Origin of the sequence: Flavobacterium urumqiense (genome assembly GCF_900108015.1) — a bacterium.
Lineage (GTDB): Bacteria > Bacteroidota > Bacteroidia > Flavobacteriales > Flavobacteriaceae > Flavobacterium > Flavobacterium urumqiense.
The window spans coordinates 635,660-660,276 of record NZ_FNVP01000001.1; the positions used below are offsets into that span (position 1 = coordinate 635,660).

Sequence of the window (24,617 nt, forward strand, 5' to 3'; positions counted from 1 at the left end):
GTCATAAATTGTTATATAATTGTAAAGGTATTTTTCATTAAAACTAATTTCGGTATTTTTGCCAAAAACTAAACAAAACTACAATTCTAATAATAATGGCTTTAAATACGATAAACCCCACAGAAACAGTATCTTGGAATAAACTTCAATTGCATTATAAAGAATTACAAAAAGCTTCCATGCATGAAATGTTTCAATCTGATACGTTAAGAACAGAAAAATTCAGCTTAAAATGGAATGATTTTTTACTTGATTATTCAAAAAACATTATCAATCAGGAAACGATTACTTTACTGCTGGAGTTGGCAAATGAAGTTGGACTTAAAAATGCGATTAAAGACTATTTTGAGGGTGCTATAATCAATCAAACTGAAAACAGGGCAGTACTTCACACGGCTTTAAGGGCTAAAGAATCAGCAATTATATATGTTGACGGTAAAAATGTAGTTCCTGAAATTTATGATGTAAAAAACAAAATAAAAGCATTTACGAATGAAGTTACTTCTGGTAAAAGAACAGGTTTTACTGGAAAAACTTTTACAGATGTTGTAAATATCGGTATTGGTGGGTCAGACTTAGGACCTGCTATGGCGGTTGAAGCATTACAATTTTATAAAAATCATTTAAACGTACATTTTGTATCGAATGTTGACGGGGATCATGTAAATGAAATTATTAAAAAATTAAATCCGGAGACGACTCTTTTTGTTATTGTTTCCAAAACATTTACAACACAAGAAACATTGACTAATTCTGAAACGATCAGAAAATGGTTTTTAAGATCAGCAAAACAAGAAGATGTTGCCAAACATTTTGTTGCGGTTTCAACCAATATCGCAAAAGTAACCGAATTCGGAATAAATCCTGACAATATATTTCCTATGTGGGATTGGGTTGGCGGACGTTTTTCTTTATGGAGTGCGGTTGGTCTTACAATTAGCTTAGCGGTAGGATTTGAAAATTTTGACGAATTATTAAGTGGTGCAAATGAAATGGATGAGCATTTCAAAACTGTTGATTTTGACCAAAATGTCCCAGTGATTTTGGCTTTATTAAGTGTTTGGTACAATAATTTTTTTGGAGCCGAAAGCGAAGCTTTGATCCCATATACCCAATATTTGCAAAAATTAGCCCCTTACTTACAGCAGGGAACTATGGAAAGCAATGGCAAAAGTGTGGGTAGAGACGGTAAGCCCGTAAATTATCAAACCGGAACCATTATTTGGGGTGAGCCCGGAACTAATTCTCAGCATGCGTTTTTTCAATTGATTCATCAGGGAACTAAATTGATTCCAACTGATTTTATTGGATACGTAAAACCATTGTATGGAGACAAAGATCATCATGATAAATTGATGTCTAACTTTTTTGCACAAACTGAAGCGTTAATGCAAGGAAAATCAAAAGAGCAGGTTCAATCAGAATTTGATAAGCAAGGGCTCTCCGCTGATAAAGCAAAATTTCTTTTGCCATATAAAGTTTTTACGGGAAACAAACCCACGAACACTATACTAATACAAAAATTGACGCCAAAAACCTTAGGTTCTTTAATCGCATTATACGAACATAAAATTTTTGTGCAAGGAATTATTTGGAATATTTTTAGTTTTGATCAATGGGGAGTTGAACTTGGAAAACAATTAGCAAATTCTATTTTAGAAGAAATTAATACAAAAGAAGTGAAAAATCACGATAGTTCAACTGCATTTTTGTTGAATCATTTTTTGAAGAATAAATAGATTATCAGAACAATTTATTGAAAAACCTCAATTTTACTATATGAAATTGGGGTTTTCTCTTTATAAGTGTCTAAATGATAGTTTTTTGATTAATTAAATTTTGGGATTTTGTTTTTTTTCGAATGTTATTTTTTTATTGTTTCTACAATATAATTTGTATATAAATACAATAAATATAATTTTTTAACAATTTTTACAAGAAAATCATTTGACAATAATGTGCCTACGTTAAAAACACACTTTATTAACATTGTGTTAACTTTTCAATCTAAAAATGTTATATTTTTGTCAAATATTAATAAACTAAACAATAATGACAACAATGAAAAATTGGTTACTCACTGGATTAATGTTTTTGGTAGTTTCAACGGTATTCTCACAAGGAAAAGTTACAGGAACTATTACAGATGGTCAAGGTTCTTTACCGGGTGCAAATGTTGCAATTAAAAATACAAACATTGGAGCTTCTGCAGATTTTGACGGTAAATTTTCTATTAATGCTTCTGTTAAATCAGGAGAGTTAGTTATTTCTTTTATAGGTTTCGAGTCTAAAACAGTTAGATTTTCAGTTGAAAATGGTGCTACAACTAATTTAGGAACGATAGTTTTAAATTCCAATAATCAATTGGAAGAAATTGTTGTTAGAAGTAGTGTTATAGATATTGCAAAAGACAGAAAAACACCTGTGGCAGTTTCAACAATTAAAGCTGCAGAAATTCAGGAAAAATTAGGATCTCAGGAATTTCCTGAAATTTTAGCGAATACACCTTCAGTATACGCTACTAAATCGGGTGGTGGTTTTGGAGATTCAAGAATCAATATTCGTGGTTTTGATCAAAGAAACATTGCGGTAATGATCAATGGAATGCCAGTAAATGACATGGAAAACAGTGCGGTTTACTGGAGTAACTGGGCAGGTTTGTCAGATGTTACTTCTGCAATGCAGGTTCAAAGAGGTTTAGGTTCTTCTAAATTGGCTATTTCTTCTGTAGGAGGAACTATCAATATTGTTACAAAAGCTTCTGATATGAAAGAAGGAGGTACAGTAGCATCAACTTTTGGAAATGCTAATTATCTAAAAACACAAGCATCATATTCTACAGGAAAAATGGGAAATGGATTGTCTGCTTCTGTTTTATTGAGTCAAACGCGTGGTGACGGATATATTGATGGAACTAAATTTCAAGGATACAATTATTTTCTTGCCCTTGGTTATGAAATCAATAAACAACATGATATCCAATTTACGTTTACAGGTGCTCCTCAATGGCATAATCAAAGATCTGCTGCTCCAACAATTGCAACTTTTCAGAAATATGGGTCAAATGGAGAGCCTAATACTAAATACAACTCGGACTGGGGTTATTTAAATGGACAAGAGTATAGTTTTAGAACTAACTATTATCATAAACCAGTTGGTTCAATCAATTGGGATTGGAAAATAAACGAAACGACTAAATTGTCAACCGTAGTTTACGGATCTTGGGGTCGTGGAGGAGGTTCTAACGGAGCTGGAGCAATAAGAGGGAATAGATTTTTTGGAGATGCTTTAAAAACAGCAGATGGTTTAATAAATGTTGACTTAATACAAGCTTATAATTCAGGTCAACCGGTTGTTGTAGGTGGAAACACTGTTACAAGAGCTAAAATAGGCGGAGCATATCAAAATAGTTCTTCTACAGCTAATAACAATACTAATGGTATTTCTCAAATCGCTTCAGTTAACTCTCACAACTGGTATGGTGGTGTTATGAACTTAAACAAAAGACTAAATGAAAAATTAGTTTTAGATTTTGGTGTTGATGCAAGAACATATAGAGGTATTCATTACCAAGTGTTAAATGATTTATTGGGAGCAAATAGATATTCAGATAATACAGATGTGAATAATGTTAATGCAGCTAATGCTCAAGTTCCAAGGCTTTTAACTAATACTTATGAAGCAAGACCAAATGCGAATCCTTTTTATAATGGTTCAAATCAAGAAAAAATTAATTTCAATAATGACGGTCTGGTTAGATGGTATGGTGCTTTTACTCAATTAGAGTACAGTGCTGATAATCTTACTGCTTTTATCCAAGGAGCGGTTTCTCAGCAAGCTTTCAAAAGAAATGATTTCTTTAAATATAAAACAACTGATCCTTTATATTCTACAGATTTTGAAAATATTTTAGGAGGAAATGTAAAAGGAGGAGCGAATTATAATATTAATGAAAACCATAATGTTTTTGTTAACGCAGGATATTATTCAAAACAACCTTTCTTTAATGCGGTTTATCCTAATAATGCTTCTGTTGTAGCAGCAAATTTAACTAATGAAAAAATTACTGGATTAGAAGCAGGATACGGTTTCCGTTCAGCTGTTTTCAATGCTAACTTAAACGTTTACCATACTAATTGGAAAGACAGATACCAAAGATCTACTGACAATTCAATTGATAATCCTGGTGGTTATTATGATTTCTCAGGTATAACAGAAATTCATTCTGGTGTAGAACTTGAAGCTAATGCGAAAGTTGGTGATCAATTCAAAATAAATGCTATGTTTTCTGCAGGGAAATGGGTTTATAATGGTAATAGTGTTAGCAATAGATATGATAATACGAATAATCCAATTGATGGTGGTACATCAACAACTTTATATTTAGATAAAGTTAAAGTTGGAGATGCAGCTCAAGTTACTGCTTCTTTGGGAGCTTCTTATGAAGTTGTTAAAAGAGTTACTTTAGACGCTAATTACAGATATTCTGATAAATTATACGCTTCTATTTCTCCTGGAAACTTTACTTCTGCGACTAATAAAGGTTCTTTGCAATTGCCTTCTTATGGTTTAATGGATGCTGGTTTCTCATACAAAATGCTCGTAGGCAAAAACAAAGATAATTCAGTAAACTTCAGATTGAATGTAAACAATGTTTTAGACGAAGTTTACATTGCAGAATCAAGAACTAATATTTTTGCAGATGATAATGTAAGTTCAAGTAATCCAGCATTAGGAACTTATGCATCAAACAACAGACTTTATAATGGTGTTGCAAATGCAAATCAAGTTTTCTTCGGTTTTGGAAGAACATGGAACTTTAGTTTACGCTACAATTTCTAAAAAATAATTTAGTTAATTAAAAACGGCATCTGCTTTTAGCGTGATGCCGTTTTTTTATGCCTTTTTTTCTTATATTTGTTAAAACAAAAACAAGTTATATGTACGAATTTATTCAAAAATTTCATTCTGGTTGGGCTTATTTAGCACTTTTAGTATTAGTTGTTGCGGTGGTTAATTCATTTGTAGGAATGTTTTCCAAAAAAGAATTTACTGCAAAAGATAGAAAAATTGCGCTGTTTGGATTAATAGGGATACATACACAATTATTGATAGGCTTGATTTTATATTTTGTTTCTCCTTTAGGTTTTGCATCTTTTGGGCAAATGTCAGATAAGGCATTACGACTAACTTCGTTAGAACATCCGTTAATCAACATCATTGGGGTTGCGTTGATTACGATAGGGTGGTCTAAGCATAAAAAGATGGTGACAAGTGAATCAAAATTTAAAACTTTTTCTATTTTTTACGGTTTAGGACTGCTTCTTATTTTGAGTAGAATTCCATGGTCTATGTGGTTTTAAAAATCTGTTAAAGCTCTAGAAATAGAGCTTTTTTTTTATCTAGGTATGGTTTTTGTAAATAGGGTTAACTAAAATAAGAATAAATGAGAAAATTAATTACATTATTTTTTTTACTAGCAATTATAGGTTTAGTCAGCAGTCAAAGCAGCGGTTCAAATAAACAAAAAGCTTTTGTTCAAAAGGATACTATTAAGAAAAGTAAAATGGTGCTTGGCCGTCAGGAAATTATTTCAGATACTTTACTACTAGAGAACGGCAAATTTAAAATCTATAAGACAGAGGCTCATGCTTCGTATTATGCTGATAAATTTAACGGAAAAAGAACAACAAGCGGCAGGAAATTCGATAATAATAAATATACTGCAGCCCATAAAAAATTGCCTTTCGGAACAAAAGTAAAAGTGACTAACGAAGCTAATGGTAAATCAGTTATTGTAGAAATCACAGATAGAGGTCCGTTTGTAAAGTCAAGAGAAATTGATTTATCAAAAAGAGCTTTTAAGGATATTGCTTCCCGTAAAGACGATGGAGGAATGAAAGTTACGATTGCAGTTTTGAATAATTAAATCACCATTTTTTGTAGGGATGATTACTTAGATAAGAATTATAATAACGTTTGTCTTTTGTGACTTCTTCTCCTAACCAATTTGGTTTATTGAAGGTTTCAGTTTCAAAATCAAGTTCGATTTCGGCGATAATCAAGCCTTCGTTTTCTGCATAAAATTCGTCGACTTCAAAAATATGATTGTCTATTTTTATTTCAAAGCGAGTTTTGTCAATAACTCCTTCTTCACACAAAAGCAGTAGTTTTTTGGCTTCATCAACAGGAATTTCTTTTTCCCATTCAAAACGAGACATTCCGGTATCGTTAGATAAGCCTTTTATGGTTAAATAGCTTTTGTCTCCTTTAATGCGCACTCTTACCGTGCGTTCAGGAACTGTGCTTAGATAGCCTTGCGTAATACGATTTTTATTAAAAGCCGCAACCTTAAATGAATTGTTTAAAACCAGGAATTTCTTTTCTATTTCTATCATTTTCATGCGCTAAACTTATTTTAATATTTTAAATTGTTCCATTCTTCATTTTAGGGCCAATAATTTGGATTCAAATAAAAAACAGTTTAATCCTAGATTTCCATTGCAGCATGGGCTAATATTATATTTCAAAGATATTGATATTCTCTGGATGATTAATAATCATGCCCCTATTAAATCTGCAATTACTTTCGTCTCACTGATTTTTATAATTCCCTATTTTAACTTCAAGAATTGCTTTTTATGATGAAGTTAATGAAAGTTAATAGACCAAATTGTACTTTTACAAAAAAGGAGACTACTAAAATGAGATTATTTTTCAAGACAAAATCCAAACCTACTTTCTCGGAATTATTAACTTCTTGTTTTGATGACAGTCAGTCTTGGCGTAACAGAGAGGATGATTTAGAAGCCCTAGTAACCTTAGTTGAACTCATTCGACCTTCAAAAATCAAGAAATTACAAACAGTCGACTTACAGGAAATTATTTCTTTTTTAAAAGAAAATGATTCTTGCCGTACGCAGTTTTCTATTTATATAAAAGAAATTTTAAGAGGTAAAAAATTTAGTAAGATCCTTTCTGATGCAGCTATACTGCAAGATGTTGATTTTATTTTTGAAGTTAAAAAAAGGATTTTCTCTAAATTTTTACCATATCAGCCACAAAAAAACACTTTAGAATATGTTCTGAACCAAGTGTTTTATAATCGGGATGACGCGCTTTGGATTAATAGAATACAATCCAATCAATTAGGTGAATTATATACACTTTTAGAATTTAAATCAATTTATGAAACCGCAGCCGCTAACACAAATTTGTCAGAGCTGTTGATTGCTATGTCTTTACTAACGCAACGAATTAGTGGACGCGCTATGGAAACCGATGTACTTAAGATGGTGCCGGAGTTTGATGATTTTGAAAGTCCGTTTGGTGCTTTTGAAAAAGAATTACTTCAAATTGGGGATAAAATTAGAAACTCTGATTTGCATTATATAAAACCGGATAATTTGTCGTATGCACAGGTACTGGTACTACATAAACAGTGCGAGGCCTTTGTTGATAAGGCATTCCATAATAGTTCTAAATATGGAATTTCGCTTCGAGTAAATCAGAATTTATTGAAAATCAGACAACAATTAGATAGATTAAAACATTTAATTCCACTTTTAATAGTTGATAAACAGCAGGATATCAAAGCGAACGGAATTGCTTTGGCTTTGCAATTAATAAGATACAATTGTTATAAAAATAATGTTAGGAAATTTATTGGAGAAAGTACACAGTTGATTTCTTATGAAATAACGCAACATACGGCAAAAACAGGAGAACATTACATTACAGAAACGCGAAGCGAATATTTTAAAATGTTTCGAACTGCAATGGGAGGAGGATTTATTGTGGGTATAATGTGCATAATTAAAGTATTGCTTTCTAAAGTGGATGCAAGTTTTTTTGGGCATGCCTTTCTTTATAGTATGAATTATGCTTTTGGATTTATTGTCATTTATCTTTTGGGATTTACTTTGGCAACTAAACAACCAGCTATGACTGCTGCTGCTTTAATAAAAGCGCTGGAAGAGGGAGAGATAAAACAAGGGAAAGATTCTGAAAAATATCAAGCGTTTGCCATTCTTTTTGCGCGTGTTTTTCGGTCTCAGTTTATAGCTTTTGTGGGGAATGTTATTATGGCTTTTCCTATTTCATTACTTGGGATCTGGTTGATTGATTATACTTTAGACTATAATATTGCAGCAACAAAATGGAAAAATTTACTCGTTGATTTAAGTCCTATTCATTCCTTAGCGATTCTTCATTCAGCTATTGCTGGTGTGTTTTTGTTTTTATCGGGAATCATTTCAGGAAGTGTTGCCAATAGAGATAAACATAATCAGGTTTATTTTCGAATAGCAGAACATCCTGGATTAAAGAGGAGTTTTGGGAAATTACGCACACTGAAATTGGCAAAGCTTTATGAAAAAAGATGGGCAGGAATTATATCTAATTTCTGGTTTGGTATTTTCATGGGAAGTATTGGTTCAATTGGATTATTTTTAGGATTAAATCTGGATATTAGACATATTACTTTTGCCAGCGGAAATTTGGCTTTAGGTCTGTATGGAGCAAATTATGCGATTAGTAATTCTATGTTATTTTGGGGTATTTTTGGAATTGGTATTATTGGATTAGTGAATTTTATGGTGAGTTTTAGTCTGTCTTTGGGTTTAGCATTCCGTTCAAGAGCTATTTCTGTATTCGAGTTAAAATTCGTAACGGCTTCTATTTGGAAACATTTTAAAGCAAGGCCAATTAGTTTCTTTTTTCCGACAGAAAAGAAAATTAAATCAGTAACGGTTGAAAACTACTTAAATACAGAGAAAAAGGAGTAATTTTTAAGTAATTTGTAAATAATGCCGTAAGACTACAGCGATAATTGGAATACTATGCAAGTTTTAAATCCAAATAGAAAAATCATACACATCGATATGGATGCTTTCTACGCTTCAGTAGAGCAAATGGATAATCCTTTATTGAGAGGCAAACCTGTTGCTGTTGGTGGTTCCGAAAATCGAGGTGTTGTGGCTGCTGCAAGTTATGAAGCAAGGAAATTTGGTGTTCGGAGTGCTTTAAGTGGAGTGTTGGCAAAAAAATACTGCCCGGAACTTATTTTCGTCAAACCACGATTTGACAGGTATAAGGAAATTTCAAATATAATTCGAAAAATTTTTCATGAATATACGGATTTAGTAGAACCACTTTCCCTTGATGAAGCCTATTTAGACGTGACCAAAAACAAAAAAGGGAATCCAAGTGCTTCTTTATTGGCGCAAGAAATCCGATTACGTATTCTTAGTGAAACGGGATTAACGGCTTCGGCTGGAATATCAGTTAATAAGTTTGTTGCAAAAATAGCCAGTGATTATAACAAACCTAATGGTCAAAAGACAGTTAGTCCAGATGAAGTTATTTCTTTTCTGGAAGATTTGCCTATTAGGAAATTTTATGGAGTAGGAAAAGTGACTACCGAAAAAATGTATCAACTAGGAATTTTTACCGGAGTGGATTTAAAAAGTAAGCCATTAAATTTTCTGGAGAAAAATTTTGGAAAATCAGGAACTTTTTACTTTAATGTGGTGCGAGGTATTCATAATAGTGAGGTAAAAGCGGATCGAATAACCAAATCAGTTGCCGCCGAGCATACTTTTGAAGTCAATCTTTCCTCAGAAATATTCATGATGGAAAAATTAGAAAGCATCGCGATTGGACTGGAAAAACGATTAAAAAAATACAATGTTGCTGGTAAAACAGTCACATTAAAAATAAAATATAGTGATTTTTCCCAACAAACCAGAAGTAAAACCCTACCTTATTTTATTTCAGATAAAGGACTGATTTTAGAAATTGTAGAAGAACTTTTGTTTCAAGAACGAATGAAAGATTCCGTGCGATTACTGGGAATTTCATTAAGCAATTTGAATACAGAAGAAAAAAAATTTCTTGTAGTACAGCTAAAATTTGCTTTTTAATTCGAAAAAAAGCTCGTTCAACAATGGTTAAAACTGTAAAATTCTTTCTCTTTTTTTATAAAAAAAATTACATTTGACGCATCTAATTAAAAAGTCATGAGTAATTTAAAACAATATGAAGATGCTATTGTGAACTATCACAGTGTTTTACGAATTAAATCGCTTCCTATTTTTTCTTCCAATTTTCATTATGAATTTTTAAAAGAAGTAAAGGAATCGTTCTTAGACCTTAATAGTCTCAAAGAAATTGCCCATCAAAATAAGTGGAAACTTTCGTCAGATTGGGATATTTCTACGGCTGTAAAAGAAGAAGTGATAATCGTTACAGATGCTAAATTAACAATCATTTTTGCTTCCCGTAATATGGTTAAAATGAATGGCTATTCAGGAACAGAAGTTTTGGGTAAAACCCCTAAAATGTTTCAAGGTCAAGTCACTGACAGAATTGTTTCGAAAGAAATAAGCAGTGCGATACAATTACAGCAGGCTTTTGAAAAAACGGTTTTAAATTATAAAAAGAACGGAGAGATATACGCTTGTTTAATAAAAGGATATCCTGTTTTTAATTTAAAAGGACAATTCAGTCATTACATTGCTTTTGAGAAAGCGGCATAAAAAAACCTTTCGGTAGAGAAAGGTCTTTTAGTATTTTATCATTATTAGTTTTTACTACTCAGTTTTGACAGTAATCGTAAAAACTCAATATACAGCCAAACTAAGGTTATCATTAAACCCATTGCGCCATACCATTCCATGTATTTTGGCATTTTTTGATCCGCTCCTTTTTCAATGCGGTCAAAATCCAAAAACAGATTTAAAGCAGCGATTACAATTACAAAAACACTAATACCAATGCTCATCATTGAATTGCCATAGTGAACCGGGACAAAGCTGGTGAACATAGAAAACAACCATGAAATTAGGTAATAAGTGGCGATCGCCAGTGTCGCTGCAACCACTACCGATTTGAATTGCTCCGTTACTTTTACAATTTTATATTTATACAATCCGAGGCATATCATAAAAGTTACAAAAGTTGCTCCAACTGCTTGTATTACGATTCCGGGATAGATAGTCTCGAAAATTGCTGAAATTCCACCAATAAATAGCCCTTCAAACAAAGCATAACCTGGAGCTAAATAAGGAGAATATTGTGGTTTGAAAGCAGAGATAAGAACTAAAACAAGACCTACTACAGCTCCGCCTATTGCAGGAACTATAGGGTTCAGACCATTAAAAGCCATCCACCAAATCACCATAGCGGAAGCAGTAAGGAGTAAAAACAAGATGATACTTTTGTTGATTGTTCCTGCCAAAGTCATTTCCTGCTTGTAATCAATTAAAGTGGCATTGTGAACTTCGTCTTTTCTGGATACCGCCGACGAAAAAGATTTATTATTTAAAAATGGATTTTTCGAATTGAAACTCATAGTTGATAAGATTTTATGAGTCAAATATAAATTTTATTTTACAGAAGAATGTTTATTTATTCTTAAATCTTTTTACAAAAAAACCCGTCTCATTTAACTAACGAGACGGGTTTAATATTGTTTTATATATTTGCTATTCTATTTCAGAAACTCTTAAGGTATTTACCATTCCTTTATCTTTGATAGGCATTGCTGCTAAATTAATAAGGAAATCGCCTTTTTGTACAAAACCTTTTTGTTTTACGATTTCGTTGATGTCCGTTACGGTATCATCTGTACTTACATCTTTGGTGTACATGAAAGATTTCACTCCCCACAATAAATTAAGTTGTGTAAGAATTCTTTTATTCGATGTGAAAACTAGGATATGTGCATTTGGTCTCCAAGCTGAGATTTGAAATGCAGTATATCCACTATTAGTCAAGGTACAAATGGCTTTTGCTTTAATTACATTGGCCATAGTTGCAGCGTGATGACAAATTGTTTTCGTAATAAAACGTTTTGTTTTTATTTGTGGTGTATTTTGTGGTACGTGAATTAACGGAGAATCTTCAACAGCTTCAATGATTTGAGTCATTTTCTGGATTACTTGAACAGGATAATTCCCTGTAGCAGTTTCACCAGATAGCATTACAGCATCTGCACCATCCATAACTGAATTCGCAACGTCATTTACCTCAGCACGCGTCGGTGTTAAGCTGGTGATCATTGTTTCCATCATTTGCGTAGCTACAATTACCGGTATTCTTGCCGTTTTTGCTTTGCGAATCAATTCTTTTTGAACAAGAGGTACTTCGTGTGCAGGAAGTTCAACACCTAAATCGCCACGGGCTACCATCAAACCATCACAATAAGCAACAATTTTATCAATATTTTCTAATGCTTCCGGCATTTCAATTTTGGCAATAATTGGAATTTTATAATCAGAATGTTTGGCTATTAATTCCTGTAATTCTTGTAAATCTTGTGGTGTTTTTACAAATGAAAGAGCAATCCAATCTACATTTTGTCCAATGGCAAAAATAGCATCTGCAATATCTTTCTCTGTCATTGCAGGTAAAGATATTTTTGTGTTAGGAAGATTAACTCCTTTTTTAGATTTCAATTCCCCACCTTGAATTACTTTTGCTATAACCTCTGACTTTTTATCAGTCTCAATGATTTCGAAAATAAGTTTTCCATCATCTAGCAAAATTCTTTCTCCCGGATTTACATCATTTGGAAAGTTGTGGTATTTCATGAATACTTTTTTTGCAGTTCCAAGGATATCTTCAGCAGTTGTAAATGTGATTAAATCGCCATCATGAACAACTACGCCCTCTTTCATAACTCCTACGCGAAGTTTAGGACCTTGTAAATCTCCAAGAATTGCAGTAGTGTAACCAAACTCTTCATTTAAACCCCGTATTAAATTAATTTTCTCTTTTACATCGTCGTAGTCAGCATGGGAAAAATTCACTCTAAAAACATTTACACCTGCGTCAATCATGTCTTTTATGATCTCTCTTGTACTACATGCAGGCCCAAGTGTGGCTACAATTTTCGTTTTTTTGTTTGTAAGCATTTGTATTAAAAAATTAAATTGTTTTTTGATTTGATTTGATTTGTTTCAACCTTGTAAATGGCCGAAATACTATCAATTTTGTTTAGTTTAGTTTGTATTTTTGATATGTTTAAAAGATCGTCGGTATTTTCGATCTTTAAGAAATAATCTACTTTTTTCAATTCAGGAAGTAAGAAAACTTTTGTTGCCACTTCCATGATTATATTTGAAAATAAATTGCTGCTATTTCCTTCCTTATATTGGATGACTTCACTTTTATTTTGAATCAAATTCCAGGATATAGTATTTTCAATATCATAGTAATAAAATCTAGAGAAATTTGCTTCACCTTCTTTTATATTAATTTGAATTTCACTCTCGTTTTTACTTAAATTAATCGGAAGATTTTGATTAATAAAATAAGCCAAACGATAGTCTTCTAATGAAGTGTGAATAGCAATAAGATAATAATCTATTTCGTCAAATTCGTCAAGATTCAATTTATGAATACCCATTTTGTGCAAAATCTGATGTAAATATAGTATTTCTATTGAAGTTTTATCCTCTTCAAATGAGATGTTTGTGTTAATTTATAAACGAAATCGTTATAGTTTTAAGAAAATTAATATTATTTTCTATCCATCTTTTCTTGCAACGCAAAATAGGCGCGTTGAGATGCTTTTTCTTCTGCTTTCTTTTTAGAAGTGGCTCTGGCTTTTGCAATAACTTTATCGTCAATGCTGAGTTTAACTCCAAACAATCGTTGCCCGTCAATTGCATTGTCCTCAAAAATATCAAAATGAAATATTTTTTTTTCTTTTTGACACCATTCTATGACCAAACTTTTATAACTGATCACTTTTCCTTCTAGTCTTGCAATGTCTACGTAGGGAACTACGACTCTCCTTTGAATAAATTTTTCGCAATACGTATAGCCTCGGTCTAAGTATATGGCTCCAACCAACGATTCAAAAATATTACCATGAATGTTCTCGCCAAAATGTTGTAGAGGTACTTTGCTTTCAATATACTGTATTAAATTTAGATCCTTTCCTAATTCATTCAGGTGTTCTCTGCTTACAATTTTAGAACGCATTTTGGTAAGGTATCCTTCATCACCTGCTGGTGCTTTGCTGAATAAATGAGCAGCAATTACAGAACTTAGCATGGCATCACCTAAAAATTCTAAACGTTCATAGTTGATTGGATTTCCTAGAACATCTAACCGATTAGAGGAGCGGTGGGTAAATGCCTTTTTGTAATAATTTAAATTTATCGGAGCAAAACCTAGAATTTTCTGGATAGAATCAAAAAAAATCCCGTCTTCTAGAGAACGGGATTTTGAAAATATTTTTTTAATTATGCGCATACAACTAGATTTCTAATTTTTTTACTAATACACAAGCATTATGTCCTCCAAAACCAAAAGTGTTACTCATAACAACATTCATATCTCTCTTCTGCGCTTTGTTAAACGTGAAGTTTAATTTAGAATCGATGTTTTCATCATCGGTAAAATGATTGATTGTAGGTGGTACTATTCCGTGTTTCAAGGAAAGAATTGAAGAAATTGTTTCTACTGCTCCAGCTGCACCAAGTAAATGGCCTGTCATGGATTTAGTCGAATTTAAATTCATAGTATACGCATGTTCGCCAAAAACATGCAATATTGCCTTAGATTCTGCCAAGTCACCAAGTGGTGTAGAAGTTCCGTGCATATTTACACCATCTACATCGGTTGCCTGTAATCCGGCATCTCTTAAACAATTTAGCATGACATTTTTAGCGCCGAGTCCGTCAGGATGCGGAGCGGTAATGTGATACGCATCGGCAGACATTCCGCCACCGCCTATTTCACAATAGATTTTTGCCCCACGAGCAACGGCATGTTCATATTCTTCAAGTACTAATGCTCCAGCTCCTTCACCTAAAATAAAGCCATCTCGGTCTTTATCCATTGGTCGTGAAGCGGTTTTAGGGTCGTCATTTCTGGTAGATAAAGCATGCATGGCATTGAAACCACCCATACCTGCTATCGTCACCGCGGCTTCAGAACCACCGGTTACCATTGCATCAGCGTGACCTAATCTAATATAATTGAAAGCATCAATAATAGCATTTGTAGAAGATGCACAGGCTGAAACAGTTGTAAAGTTTGGACCTCTGAATCCGTATTTTATTGAAATATGACCACCGGCAATATCCGAAATCATTTTAGGGATGAAGAAGGGATTGAATTTTGGAGTACCGTCCCCAGCTGCATAGTTTAACATTTCGATTTGAAACGTTTCTAACCCACCGATTCCCGATCCCCAAATTACGCCAACTCTGTCTTTATCTAATTTTTCAAAATTAAAACCAGCGTCAAGTACAGCTTCATCAGATGAAACCATAGCGTATTGTGCATATCGGTCCATTTTTCTAGCTTCTTTTCTATCTAAAAAGTCTTCTGCATTAAAATTTTTTAATTCACATGCAAACTGAGTTTTAAACTTTGAAGCGTCAAAATAAGTGATTGGAGCAGCTCCACTAACGCCGTTAATAAGTCCGTTCCAATATTCTTCAATGTTATTTCCAATGGGTGTAAGAGCGCCTAAACCTGTTACCACAACTCGTCTTAATACCATAAATTCTTTATTTTTGTTATCTTTAAACAAATAAAACCCATGCTATCTTTGCTGTATTACTATTACGAAAGAGCCATGGGTGTTACAATAAATATAGTTTTTGATTGAAATTCAATCTCGAATTTAATTTTTAAAAAAAATAATAACACCCGTTTACAAGATTGCAAACGGGTGTGTCCTTTATTATTTTTTAGCTTCCTCGATGTAAGAGATTGCTTGACCTACAGTAGCGATGTTTTCTGCTTGATCGTCTGGAATTTGAATGTCAAATTCTTTTTCGAATTCCATAATAAGCTCAACAGTGTCTAATGAGTCAGCTCCTAAATCATTAGTGAAGCTTGCTTCTGTTACAACTTCGTTTTCGTCAACACCTAATTTGTCTACGATAATCGCTTTTACTCTTGATGCAATGTCTGACATAATCTTTAATTTTAGAATTTAATTTGTTGGCAAAAATAAAAAACTTTATTTTAAAACAACGAATAAGTTAATAAATGTGACAACTAATTTATAAAATATATTTGACAAAGCCTTCTGAATGTTATTTAATTTAATTTTTTATTCCTTTTTTTGCATAATATAAATGGGTTGAATTATGAAAAAAATTGTCATTTTTGCTTCTGGATCGGGGACTAATGCTGAAAATATTATAAAATATTTTGCTGTAACAAAAATTGGAACAGTTGAAGCGGTGTTTACAAATAATCAAAGTGCCGCAGTGATTGAAAAGGCAAAAAACTATGGAGTTCCAACAATATCTTTCTCAAAAGAAGAGTTAAATGAAAGTTTTGTATTACATAAAATAAATGAACTCCAACCGGATTTGATTGTTTTGGCAGGATTCTTATTAAAATTCCCCGAAAATATCATTGCAGCCTACCCTAATAAGATTATAAATATTCATCCTGCATTACTTCCAAAATATGGCGGAAAAGGAATGTATGGTATGTACATTCATAGAGCAATTGTAGGGAATAAAGAAATAGAAACTGGAATTACTATTCATTTTGTTGATGAAAATTATGATGAAGGGAATATTATTTTTCAAAAAAAGATAACTTTATCGGGAGATGAAACTCCAGAAGAAGTTGCGAGTAAAATACATCAGTTAGAACAAAAATATTTCCCGGAGGTAATTGAAAAATTGTTAGCAAAGGTACTGTAGTATCACAAAAAAACTAACAATATTTAAGTCTAACAATTTACAATGGAACACGAAGTACATATATATACAGATGGCGCCGCCAAAGGAAATCCTGGAAACGGCGGTTATGGTGTGGTAATGGAATGGGTAGGAAAGCCGTATAAAAAAGAATTCTATGAAGGCTTTCGTCGCACTACTAATAACAGGATGGAATTGTTGGGCGTTATTGTAGGTCTCGAAAAATTAAAAAATCCGAACACAAGAGTTTTAGTGGTTTCTGATTCGAAGTATGTGGTAGATTCAGTTGTAAAAAAATGGGTTTTGGGCTGGGAAAAAAAAGGATTTGTTGACAGGAAAAATTGCGACTTGTGGAAAAGGTTTTTAATTGTCTACAGAAAACACAAAGTTGATTTTAAATGGATCAAAGGACATAACAGTCATGTTCAAAATGAAAGGTGTGATCAGCTGGCAGTTATGGCTTCGATGCAAAAACAACTTTCCATAGATGTTTTTTATGAAAGTACGTGTGAGTAATTATTATATATGAGTAATTGCTAATTCGCTTTTTTTATACTTATTCGAAATCAAATCTTTGTTTATTGTACTGTGGATAATGTTGGCAAGTGCTTCAATTGTTCTGATTTTTGCATAAGGCCGATGATAAATAATACTCATTTCACGCACTGGAATGGGAGCGTTGAAAAAACTAACTTGCTTTTTTCTTTCGGAGGAAAGGGTGTTATAATATAATTCGGGAATTAAAGTTAATCCGCCAAATTCGTCAATCATATTCAATAAAGTATCAAAAGAACTTGCTTCAAGTTTTAAATTTTCAACCATTTTTTCTTTTTTCTTTAAAGAGCATAATTTAATAAATTGTTCTCTAAGGCAATGGCCTTCTTCTAAAAGCCAAATTTTATGATTTCTAATTTCATCAGGTAAAATGTAGTTTTGTACTGGATCAATATCGCCATACACCATTAAAGTTTCATAAAACAAAACGATATCTTCAATTTCAGGGTCGTGTAAAGGCGTAGCAACAATTCCCATGTCAAGTTGCCCTTCTTTCAATTGTTTTGTAATGGAATTAGTAGTTGATTCTGATATTTCTAATTTTAAGTCAGGATAGTTTTCTAAAATAGGTTTTATGATTTTTGGCAGTAAAGAGTTTGCAATTGTTGGGATAATTCCAATTCTAATCTTCCCCTCAATTTTCCCATTAATCTTTTTGGCATTGTCTTTCAAAAGCTGGCTGTGAAGAACTACTTTTTTTGCATTTTCAACAGTTTCCATTCCAATTTCGGTAGTTTCAGTTGGATTTTTCTTTCGGTCAAAAATAATTATTTCAAGCTCTGCCTCTAATTTTTTGACCATCGTGCTTAATGTTGCTTGGGTAACATTGCAATACGCAGCAGCTTTTGTAAAGTTTTTTAATCGATCTACAGCGATTATATATTCTAATTGTTGGATATTCATGTATATAGATATTGTCAATGGCAAAGATATAAACTTTCAGTTATGTCAATATGTTTTTTGTCAATATTTTTGCATTAATAAATAAATTAAAAATAGTTTTATGAAACAAAAAGTACTCGTCTTATCATTAGCAATATTGATAACTCAGCTAACATTTGGTCAAACGTTGACAACAAATTCTGGAGCTCCAGTAGGAGATAATCAAAATTCAAAAACAATCGGGCAAGACGGACAAGTCCTGCTTGAAGATATACATTTGATTGAAAAATTAGCTGCCTTTGACCGTGAACGTATTCCGGAAAGAGTGGTTCATGCTCGAGGAACTGGTGCTTTTGGAGAATTTGTTGCAGCCTCTGATTTTTCAGATGTTACTATGGCAGATTTCCTAAACAAAGCGGGTAAAAAAACACCATTATTGGTTCGCTTCTCAACCGTAACACATCAGGCAGGTTCTCCAGAAACGTATCGTGATCCTCGAGGTTTTGCAGTTAAATTTTATACAGAACAAGGAAATTATGACTTAGTGGGAAACAATTTGCCTGTTTTCTTTATTCGTGATGCGATGAAGTTTCCGGATATGGTTCATGCCTTTAAACCTTCTCCAATAACAAATGGCGCATCAGATCCGAATCGAGTATTCGATTTCTTTTCGAATGTGCCAGAATCAACACACATGTTGACTTGGGTATTTTCTGATTATGGAATCCCAGCGAATTTTCGCCAAATGGAAGGCAATGGAGTCCATGCTTACAAATGGGTAAATGCGAAAGGCGCAGTTACTTACGTAAAATACAAATGGGTTCCGCAACAAGAAGTGCGTAATTTATCGCAAGCAGAAGCCAATCTAATTCAATCCACACAAATTGAACATGCCACTTTGGATTTGCGTAATGAAATTGAAAAAGGGAATTTTCCAAAATGGGATTTGTATGTTCAAATGTTGAAAAAAGAAGATTTTTTGGCTCTGGATTTTAATGCCGTCGATCCTACTAAAATTTGGCCTGAAAAAATTGCTAAACTGATCAAAGTGGGGACGATGACTTTGAATCAAAATCCTTCAAATTATTTTCAGCAAATAGAGCAAGCCGCTTTTTCGCCAGCAATTTTGATTCCGGGAATTGAGCCTTCAGAAGATAAATTATTACAAGGAAGATTGTTTTCTTATTCTGACACACAACGCCATCGTTTAGGAGGAAATTTTCAACAAATTCCAGTAAATATGCCTAAAAATGGAGTGAATACCTATAATGAAAATGGGTATATGTCGTTGCGCCCTCAAACCGGTAATGTAAATTATCAGCCTTCAACAAATAAACCGGAGGTTAAGGATGATGCAAAATTCAAATATTCAAAATCGGAATTTGTAAACGTAACAACTGCACAGTCAAAAATTTCAAAACCAAATGATTTTGCTCAAGCGGGCGATTTGTACCGTTCTTTTTCTAAGAAAGATCAAGATGCATTAATCTTTAATTTATCAGGAGCGTTAAAACAAGTAAAAAACAAAGTGATTGTAGCTAAAATGATTTCTCATTTTTATCAAGCGGATAGTGATTATGGAATCCGTTTAGCAAAAGAGCTTAAAATGGATCGTAAAGAATTAGAATCTTTGATGATGCAATAATTATAAGTAAGATTTAATAAAGGGGCGTTTTTTAACGCTCCTTTAGTTATTTTAAAAATATGAAAAAAATAATTTTTACATTATTGATTTTGATTTCTGGTTTTTTGAATGCGCAGAACAAAGATGTTTTTGAAGCAGCAAGAACAAATGATTTAAAAACGATTGAAAACTTTGTAAAGGAAAGGAATGATATAAACCTATTAAATTCCTCCGGTTACAGTTTGCTCACTTTGTCCGTTTACAATAATAATTATGAGGTTGCAGCATATTTGATTTCGCAAAAAGCAAATTTAGATATTCAGGATTCTTCCGGTAATTCAGCTTTGATGGGCGCTTGTTTTAAAGGGTATTCTTCGCTAGCAAAATTGTTATTGATACACAAAGCGAGTCCAGACTTAATAAATTATAATAAGGCAAATGCTTTGTTTTTTGCAGCAACTTTTGGTCAGGAAAAATGTGTAGAAATTTTGTTGAAATATAAAATCAATACGCATCAGATGGATATTTTTGGAAAAACGGCTTTAGACTATGCAGTGAACCAAGAAAATGAGGCCATCATTTCCTTATTAAAATAAAGATATTTTGATTATGTCATTATGTTTTAATAAATAAAAAATGCTTTTATTTATGGTGTAAATTATTTAAAAGCTACTGCTTAAATTGGCAAAACTTTACGACTGAGACTCTTTGCAATTTTACAACTTATAAACTATCTTTGCGCTTTAATTCGAAAAAGAAAAAATGAATAAATTATTGATTGTTGGAACTGTAGCTTTCGACGCAATTGAAACTCCTTTTGGTAAAACAGATAAAATTTTAGGCGGCGCAGCAACATACATTGGACTTTCGGCTTCTTTTTTTAATTTACAGTCTGCCATCGTTTCTGTAGTTGGTGATGATTTTCCACAAGAATATTTAGATTTATTAACGGATAGAAATATTGATATTTCTGGTCTTGAAGTAGTCAAAGGTGGAAAAACGTTCTTTTGGAGCGGTTTATATCACAATGATTTAAATTCAAGAGATACATTGGCAACAGAGCTTAATGTTTTGGCTGATTTTCAACCTAAAGTACCTCAAAATTTCAAAAATGCTGATGTAGTGATGTTAGGAAACTTGCATCCATTGGTGCAAAGTAGTGTTCTGGATCAAATGGAAATCAAACCAAAATTAGTAGCATTAGATACTATGAATTTTTGGATGGACTGCGCTTTACCAGAATTATTGGAAGTAATAAAACGTGTGGATGTTATTACCATTAATGACGAAGAAGCCAGACAGCTTTCCGGTGAATATTCATTAGTTAAAGCCGCCGCCTTAATTCAAGCTATGGGACCAAAATATGTGGTAATAAAAAAGGGAGAACACGGTGCGCTTTTGTTTTATAATAAAGAAGTATTCTTTGCTCCAGCGTTACCGTTAGAAGAAGTTTTTGATCCAACAGGAGCGGGAGACACCTTTGCAGGTGGATTTGCAGGATTTATTACGCAGAGTGAAAATGTTTCATTCGAAAATATGAAAAACGCAATTATACATGGATCAAATTTAGCTTCATTTTGTGTGGAGAAATTTGGAACCGAAAGAATGGTTGATTTAGAGAAAAAAGAAGTGTTGTCAAGATTGCAACAATTTAAATCTCTTACCCAATTTGATATAGAATTATAATGTTTTGAAACCTCGGAAACGAGGTTTTTTTAATTGGAAAAAAAGAATAAAACACGAGTTACCTATATTTTCACGGCTAGAAATTAGTAGAATAGTGAAAACCGAAAGTACATCAAATCTCGTCTCCCTCTCCATTGGAGAGTTTCGTTCCGTCCCGACGCTTCGGAAATCGTGGGGAAAGAGAAAAATAATTACACAACTACAAACAACTACACAATGAGCGACGCTTTACAACACGAATGTGGAATAGCACTAGTTAGACTACTCAAACCGCTTGAATTTTACAAGGAGAAATACGGAACTGCTTTCTACGGAGTACAAAAAATGTATCTCCTAATGGAAAAGCAACACAATCGTGGACAGGATGGTGCAGGTTTTGCAAGTATAAAATTAGACATGGAGCCGGGAGAACGTTACATCAGCAGAGTACGTTCTAATCATGCACAACCTATTCAAGATGTTTTTGCACAAATAAATGATAGAATAAATGAAGAAATGGCAGCTCATCCGGAATATGCGGACGATGTGGCTCTTCAAAAAGAAAATATTCCTTACATCGGCGAATTGTTTTTGGGACATGTTCGTTACGGTACATTTGGTAAAAATAGTATTGAAAGCGTTCATCCATTTTTGCGTCAGAACAACTGGATGCACAGAAACCTGATTTTGGCGGGTAATTTCAATATGACTAATGTAAAAGAACTTTTTCAAAGTTTAGTGGAATTAGGGCAACATCCAAAAGAAATGGCAGATACCGTTACTGTAATGGAAAAAATTGGTCATTTTCTTGATGGCGCGGTAACTGATTTATATCAGGAATGCAAAAATGATGGACTAACTAAAAGAGAAGCATCAGCAATAATTGCTGAAAAATTAGATGTAGCTAAAATCTTGACCAGAGCTTCAAAAAATTTAGATGGAGGTTATGCAATGGCTGGACTTTTAGGACACGGCGATTCTTTTGTATTCAGAGATCCGGCAGGAATACGTCCCGCTTATTTTTATCAAGATGATGAAATAGTGGTTGTTGCTTCTGAAAGACCAGTTATACAAACCGTATTCAATGTACCTTTTGAAAAAGTACAGGAAATTGAGCCCGGAAAAGCTTTAATAATAAAGAAAAACGGAACTGTTTCTATGCAGGAAATCCTGCCGGCTACAGTTAAAAAAGCATGTTCGTTTGAACGTATTTATTTTTCTAGAGGAAGTGACGCTGAAATATATCAAGAAAGAAAAATGCTAGGGAAACTTATTTTGCCTGCTGTTTTGGAGTCAATTGACGAAGACACAGACAATACTGTTTTTTCTTATATTCCAAATACTGCCGAAACCTCATTTTACGGATTGGTTGAAGCAGCTCAGGATTTCTTGAACCAAAGAAAGAACAATTACATTCTTGAAAACAGGAATACATTGACGAAGGATTCTTTGCAAGAATTGCTTTCAGTAAAAATCCGGACGGAGAAAGTAGCGATTAAAGATGCAAAACTGAGAACGTTTATCACAGAGGATAGTAGTCGTGATGATTTAGTGGCGCACGTATATGATGTTACTTATGGTGTAATAAAACCAACAGACAATTTGGTGATTATTGACGATAGTATTGTACGTGGAACTACACTGAAAATGAGTATCATTAAAATGATGGATCGTTTGAATCCAAAAAGAATAGTAATTGTTTCCTCAGCACCACAAATAAGATATCCGGATTGTTACGGAATCGATATGGCTAAATTGGAAGGTTTGGTTGCATTTAAAGCAGCATTGGAATTATTGAAAGAAAGAAACTTGTATCACATTGTTGATGAAGTGTATGTGAAATGTAAAGCACAGGAAAACTTTAAAGACCATGACGTAGTAAATTATGTTACGGCTATATATGAGCCATTTCAGCCTCAGGAAGTTTCAGATAAAATTGCTGAAATGTTGAGTTCTCCTGAAATAAATGCAGAAGTAAAAATAATATTCCAAACAGTGGAAGATTTGCATATTGCTTGTCCAAAAAACTTAGGGGATTGGTACTTTACCGGTGATTATCCTACGGCAGGCGGTAACCGAGTGGTGAATAGGGCATTTATGAATTTTTATGAGGGAAAAGACGTAAGAGCTTACTGATAAACGATCGTGATTCCGTAATTAAACGTTTTTATATGTTATTCATCTAATTTATTTGTTTAGAACATATAACTACTATAAATTTACTCTGCCATATAACATTAGTAGGTTAAGTTTATGGTAGATTTGGGGCAAAAAGGGTGGAAGCAATTCCACCTTTTTTATTGGAATAAAGTCAAGAAATAAAATAAATAAAAAGCGCCGATTTCAAATTTTGAAATCGGCGCTTTTTTATAAGAGAAAAGAAAGAAGAGGCAAGATTTAAAGAAATATTCTAATAAATCTTTTATCTAGTCTCTTTCAGCTAATAAAAAATTATTTTTCTAAAGCATATCTTCTTGAAACTTCCGTCCAGTTAATTACATTGAAAAACGCTTCAATATAATCCGGTCTTCTGTTTTGGTAATGCAAATAATAAGCATGTTCCCAAACGTCCATTCCTAAAATTGGAGTTCCGCCGCAACCTACACCAGGCATTAATGGATTGTCTTGGTTTGGAGTGCCGCATACATCTAGTTTTCCCCCTTTATGAACACATAACCATGCCCAACCAGAACCAAATTGTGTAACACCAGCTTTGCTAAATTTTGCTTTAAACTCTTCAAAAGTTCCAAAAGCAGCTTCAATTGCAGCCAATAAATCACCGGTCGGAAGACCACCACCGTTCGGAGTCATTACAGTCCAATACAAATTGTGGTTGTAAAATCCGCCACCATTGTTACGAACCACCATGTTTTTCATGTCAAGATTAATCAAGATATTTTCAATAGTTTTACCTTCTAAATCTGTTCCGGCAATCGCTGCATTAACATTGGTAATGTAAGCGTTATGATGTTTTGTATGATGAATTTCCATCGTGCGTGCATCAATATAAGGTTCTAATGCGTCATACGCATAAGGTAATTGTGGTAATTCAAATGCCATAATATGATTGTTTAAATTAATTTATAATAATATTTTATTCAAATTTATACATTTAACTTTATAATCGGAAATTCTATTTAGTTATAATTTCATTAAATTAACTGATAGTGTGCTCTTTTTAATTCGATATATAATTGTAACAGGCT

Annotated in this window: 22 protein-coding genes; 13 read left to right on the forward strand and 9 right to left on the reverse strand. The window is 33.1% G+C overall.

Annotated features, from left to right (window positions below):
- Positions 1 to 95 precede the first annotated feature (95 nt).
- The 4 genes from pgi (at position 96) to C4S35_RS02855 (ending at position 5,929) form a co-directional block, all read left to right on the forward strand.
- Positions 96 to 1,739: a glucose-6-phosphate isomerase gene (gene pgi, locus C4S35_RS02840; protein WP_103998703.1), complete on the forward strand. Its 1,644-nt coding sequence runs from the start codon at positions 96 to 98 to the stop codon at positions 1,737 to 1,739.
- A gap of 313 nt (positions 1,740 to 2,052) precedes the next feature.
- Complete coding sequence (locus C4S35_RS02845) at positions 2,053 to 4,842, forward strand: TonB-dependent receptor (RefSeq protein WP_103998704.1); 2,790 nt, start codon at positions 2,053 to 2,055, stop codon at positions 4,840 to 4,842.
- Positions 4,843 to 4,940: 98 nt separating this feature from the next.
- Positions 4,941 to 5,363 carry a hypothetical protein gene (locus C4S35_RS02850; protein ID WP_103998790.1) on the forward strand — a complete coding sequence of 141 codons (423 nt, stop codon included), beginning with the start codon at positions 4,941 to 4,943 and terminating at the stop codon, positions 5,361 to 5,363.
- Positions 5,364 to 5,446: 83 nt separating this feature from the next.
- A complete protein-coding gene (locus C4S35_RS02855; protein WP_103998705.1) occupies positions 5,447 to 5,929 on the forward strand; it encodes a septal ring lytic transglycosylase RlpA family protein in 483 nt (160 codons plus the stop codon).
- Position 5,930: 1 nt separating this feature from the next.
- On the opposite strand, the gene C4S35_RS02860 is transcribed toward C4S35_RS02855, so the two are convergent.
- On the reverse strand, positions 5,931 to 6,398 hold the full coding sequence (locus C4S35_RS02860) for a CYTH domain-containing protein (protein ID WP_103998791.1): 468 nt from the start codon (positions 6,396 to 6,398) through the stop codon (positions 5,931 to 5,933).
- Between the two features lie 306 nt (positions 6,399 to 6,704).
- Between C4S35_RS02860 and C4S35_RS02865 the strand changes: the two genes are divergently transcribed.
- From C4S35_RS02865 to C4S35_RS02875, 3 genes are all read left to right on the forward strand, one after another.
- On the forward strand, positions 6,705 to 8,786 hold the full coding sequence (locus C4S35_RS02865; protein ID WP_103998792.1) for a recombinase: 2,082 nt from the start codon (positions 6,705 to 6,707) through the stop codon (positions 8,784 to 8,786).
- Positions 8,787 to 8,840: 54 nt separating this feature from the next.
- Positions 8,841 to 9,923 carry a DNA polymerase IV gene (gene dinB, locus C4S35_RS02870; protein ID WP_103998706.1) on the forward strand — a complete coding sequence of 361 codons (1,083 nt, stop codon included), beginning with the start codon at positions 8,841 to 8,843 and terminating at the stop codon, positions 9,921 to 9,923.
- Between the two features lie 96 nt (positions 9,924 to 10,019).
- A complete protein-coding gene (locus C4S35_RS02875) occupies positions 10,020 to 10,538 on the forward strand; it encodes a PAS domain-containing protein (RefSeq protein ID WP_103998707.1) in 519 nt (172 codons plus the stop codon).
- A gap of 44 nt (positions 10,539 to 10,582) precedes the next feature.
- On the opposite strand, the gene C4S35_RS02880 is transcribed toward C4S35_RS02875, so the two are convergent.
- From C4S35_RS02880 to C4S35_RS02905, 6 genes are all read right to left on the reverse strand, one after another.
- Positions 10,583 to 11,353 (reverse strand): Bax inhibitor-1/YccA family protein, encoded by a 771-nt coding sequence (locus tag C4S35_RS02880; RefSeq protein WP_103998708.1) that lies wholly within the window; start codon positions 11,351 to 11,353, stop codon positions 10,583 to 10,585.
- A 133-nt stretch (positions 11,354 to 11,486) separates the two neighbouring features.
- Entirely contained in the window at positions 11,487 to 12,917 is a 1,431-nt protein-coding gene (gene pyk / locus C4S35_RS02885; protein ID WP_103998709.1) for a pyruvate kinase, read from the reverse strand.
- A gap of 5 nt (positions 12,918 to 12,922) precedes the next feature.
- A complete protein-coding gene (locus C4S35_RS02890) occupies positions 12,923 to 13,411 on the reverse strand; it encodes an IPExxxVDY family protein (RefSeq protein WP_103998710.1) in 489 nt (162 codons plus the stop codon).
- Between the two features lie 113 nt (positions 13,412 to 13,524).
- Positions 13,525 to 14,265 (reverse strand): ribonuclease III family protein, encoded by a 741-nt coding sequence (locus C4S35_RS02895; RefSeq protein ID WP_103998711.1) that lies wholly within the window; start codon positions 14,263 to 14,265, stop codon positions 13,525 to 13,527.
- 4 nt (positions 14,266 to 14,269) lie between these two features.
- Positions 14,270 to 15,523 (reverse strand): beta-ketoacyl-ACP synthase II, encoded by a 1,254-nt coding sequence (fabF, locus tag C4S35_RS02900; protein WP_103998712.1) that lies wholly within the window; start codon positions 15,521 to 15,523, stop codon positions 14,270 to 14,272.
- Between the two features lie 183 nt (positions 15,524 to 15,706).
- On the reverse strand, positions 15,707 to 15,943 hold the full coding sequence (locus C4S35_RS02905; RefSeq protein ID WP_007137004.1) for an acyl carrier protein: 237 nt from the start codon (positions 15,941 to 15,943) through the stop codon (positions 15,707 to 15,709).
- A 175-nt stretch (positions 15,944 to 16,118) separates the two neighbouring features.
- On the opposite strand from C4S35_RS02905, the gene purN reads away from it, so the two are divergent.
- Together purN and rnhA are read left to right on the forward strand one after the other, a co-directional pair.
- Entirely contained in the window at positions 16,119 to 16,688 is a 570-nt protein-coding gene (gene purN, locus C4S35_RS02910) for a phosphoribosylglycinamide formyltransferase (protein ID WP_103998713.1), read from the forward strand.
- A gap of 42 nt (positions 16,689 to 16,730) precedes the next feature.
- Positions 16,731 to 17,201 carry a ribonuclease HI gene (rnhA, locus tag C4S35_RS02915; RefSeq protein WP_103998714.1) on the forward strand — a complete coding sequence of 157 codons (471 nt, stop codon included), beginning with the start codon at positions 16,731 to 16,733 and terminating at the stop codon, positions 17,199 to 17,201.
- A 3-nt stretch (positions 17,202 to 17,204) separates the two neighbouring features.
- Here rnhA and C4S35_RS02920 read toward each other — a convergent pair whose 3' ends face one another.
- Positions 17,205 to 18,143 (reverse strand): hydrogen peroxide-inducible genes activator, encoded by a 939-nt coding sequence (locus C4S35_RS02920; protein ID WP_103998715.1) that lies wholly within the window; start codon positions 18,141 to 18,143, stop codon positions 17,205 to 17,207.
- Positions 18,144 to 18,243: 100 nt separating this feature from the next.
- Here C4S35_RS02920 and C4S35_RS02925 point away from each other — a divergent pair, with 100 nt between their 5' ends.
- The 4 genes from C4S35_RS02925 (at position 18,244) to C4S35_RS02940 (ending at position 23,547) form a co-directional block, all read left to right on the forward strand.
- Positions 18,244 to 19,767, forward strand: a complete 1,524-nt coding sequence (locus C4S35_RS02925) for a catalase (protein ID WP_103998716.1) — start codon at positions 18,244 to 18,246, stop codon at positions 19,765 to 19,767.
- A gap of 59 nt (positions 19,768 to 19,826) precedes the next feature.
- On the forward strand, positions 19,827 to 20,342 hold the full coding sequence (locus tag C4S35_RS02930) for an ankyrin repeat domain-containing protein (RefSeq protein ID WP_103998717.1): 516 nt from the start codon (positions 19,827 to 19,829) through the stop codon (positions 20,340 to 20,342).
- A gap of 166 nt (positions 20,343 to 20,508) precedes the next feature.
- Positions 20,509 to 21,432, forward strand: coding sequence for a PfkB family carbohydrate kinase (locus C4S35_RS02935; RefSeq protein ID WP_103998718.1), 924 nt, complete (start codon positions 20,509 to 20,511; stop codon positions 21,430 to 21,432).
- Positions 21,433 to 21,648: 216 nt separating this feature from the next.
- Positions 21,649 to 23,547: an amidophosphoribosyltransferase gene (locus tag C4S35_RS02940; RefSeq protein ID WP_103998719.1), complete on the forward strand. Its 1,899-nt coding sequence runs from the start codon at positions 21,649 to 21,651 to the stop codon at positions 23,545 to 23,547.
- Positions 23,548 to 23,862: 315 nt separating this feature from the next.
- Here C4S35_RS02940 and C4S35_RS02945 read toward each other — a convergent pair whose 3' ends face one another.
- Positions 23,863 to 24,471, reverse strand: coding sequence for a superoxide dismutase (locus C4S35_RS02945; RefSeq protein WP_103998720.1), 609 nt, complete (start codon positions 24,469 to 24,471; stop codon positions 23,863 to 23,865).
- Positions 24,472 to 24,617 lie beyond the last annotated feature (146 nt).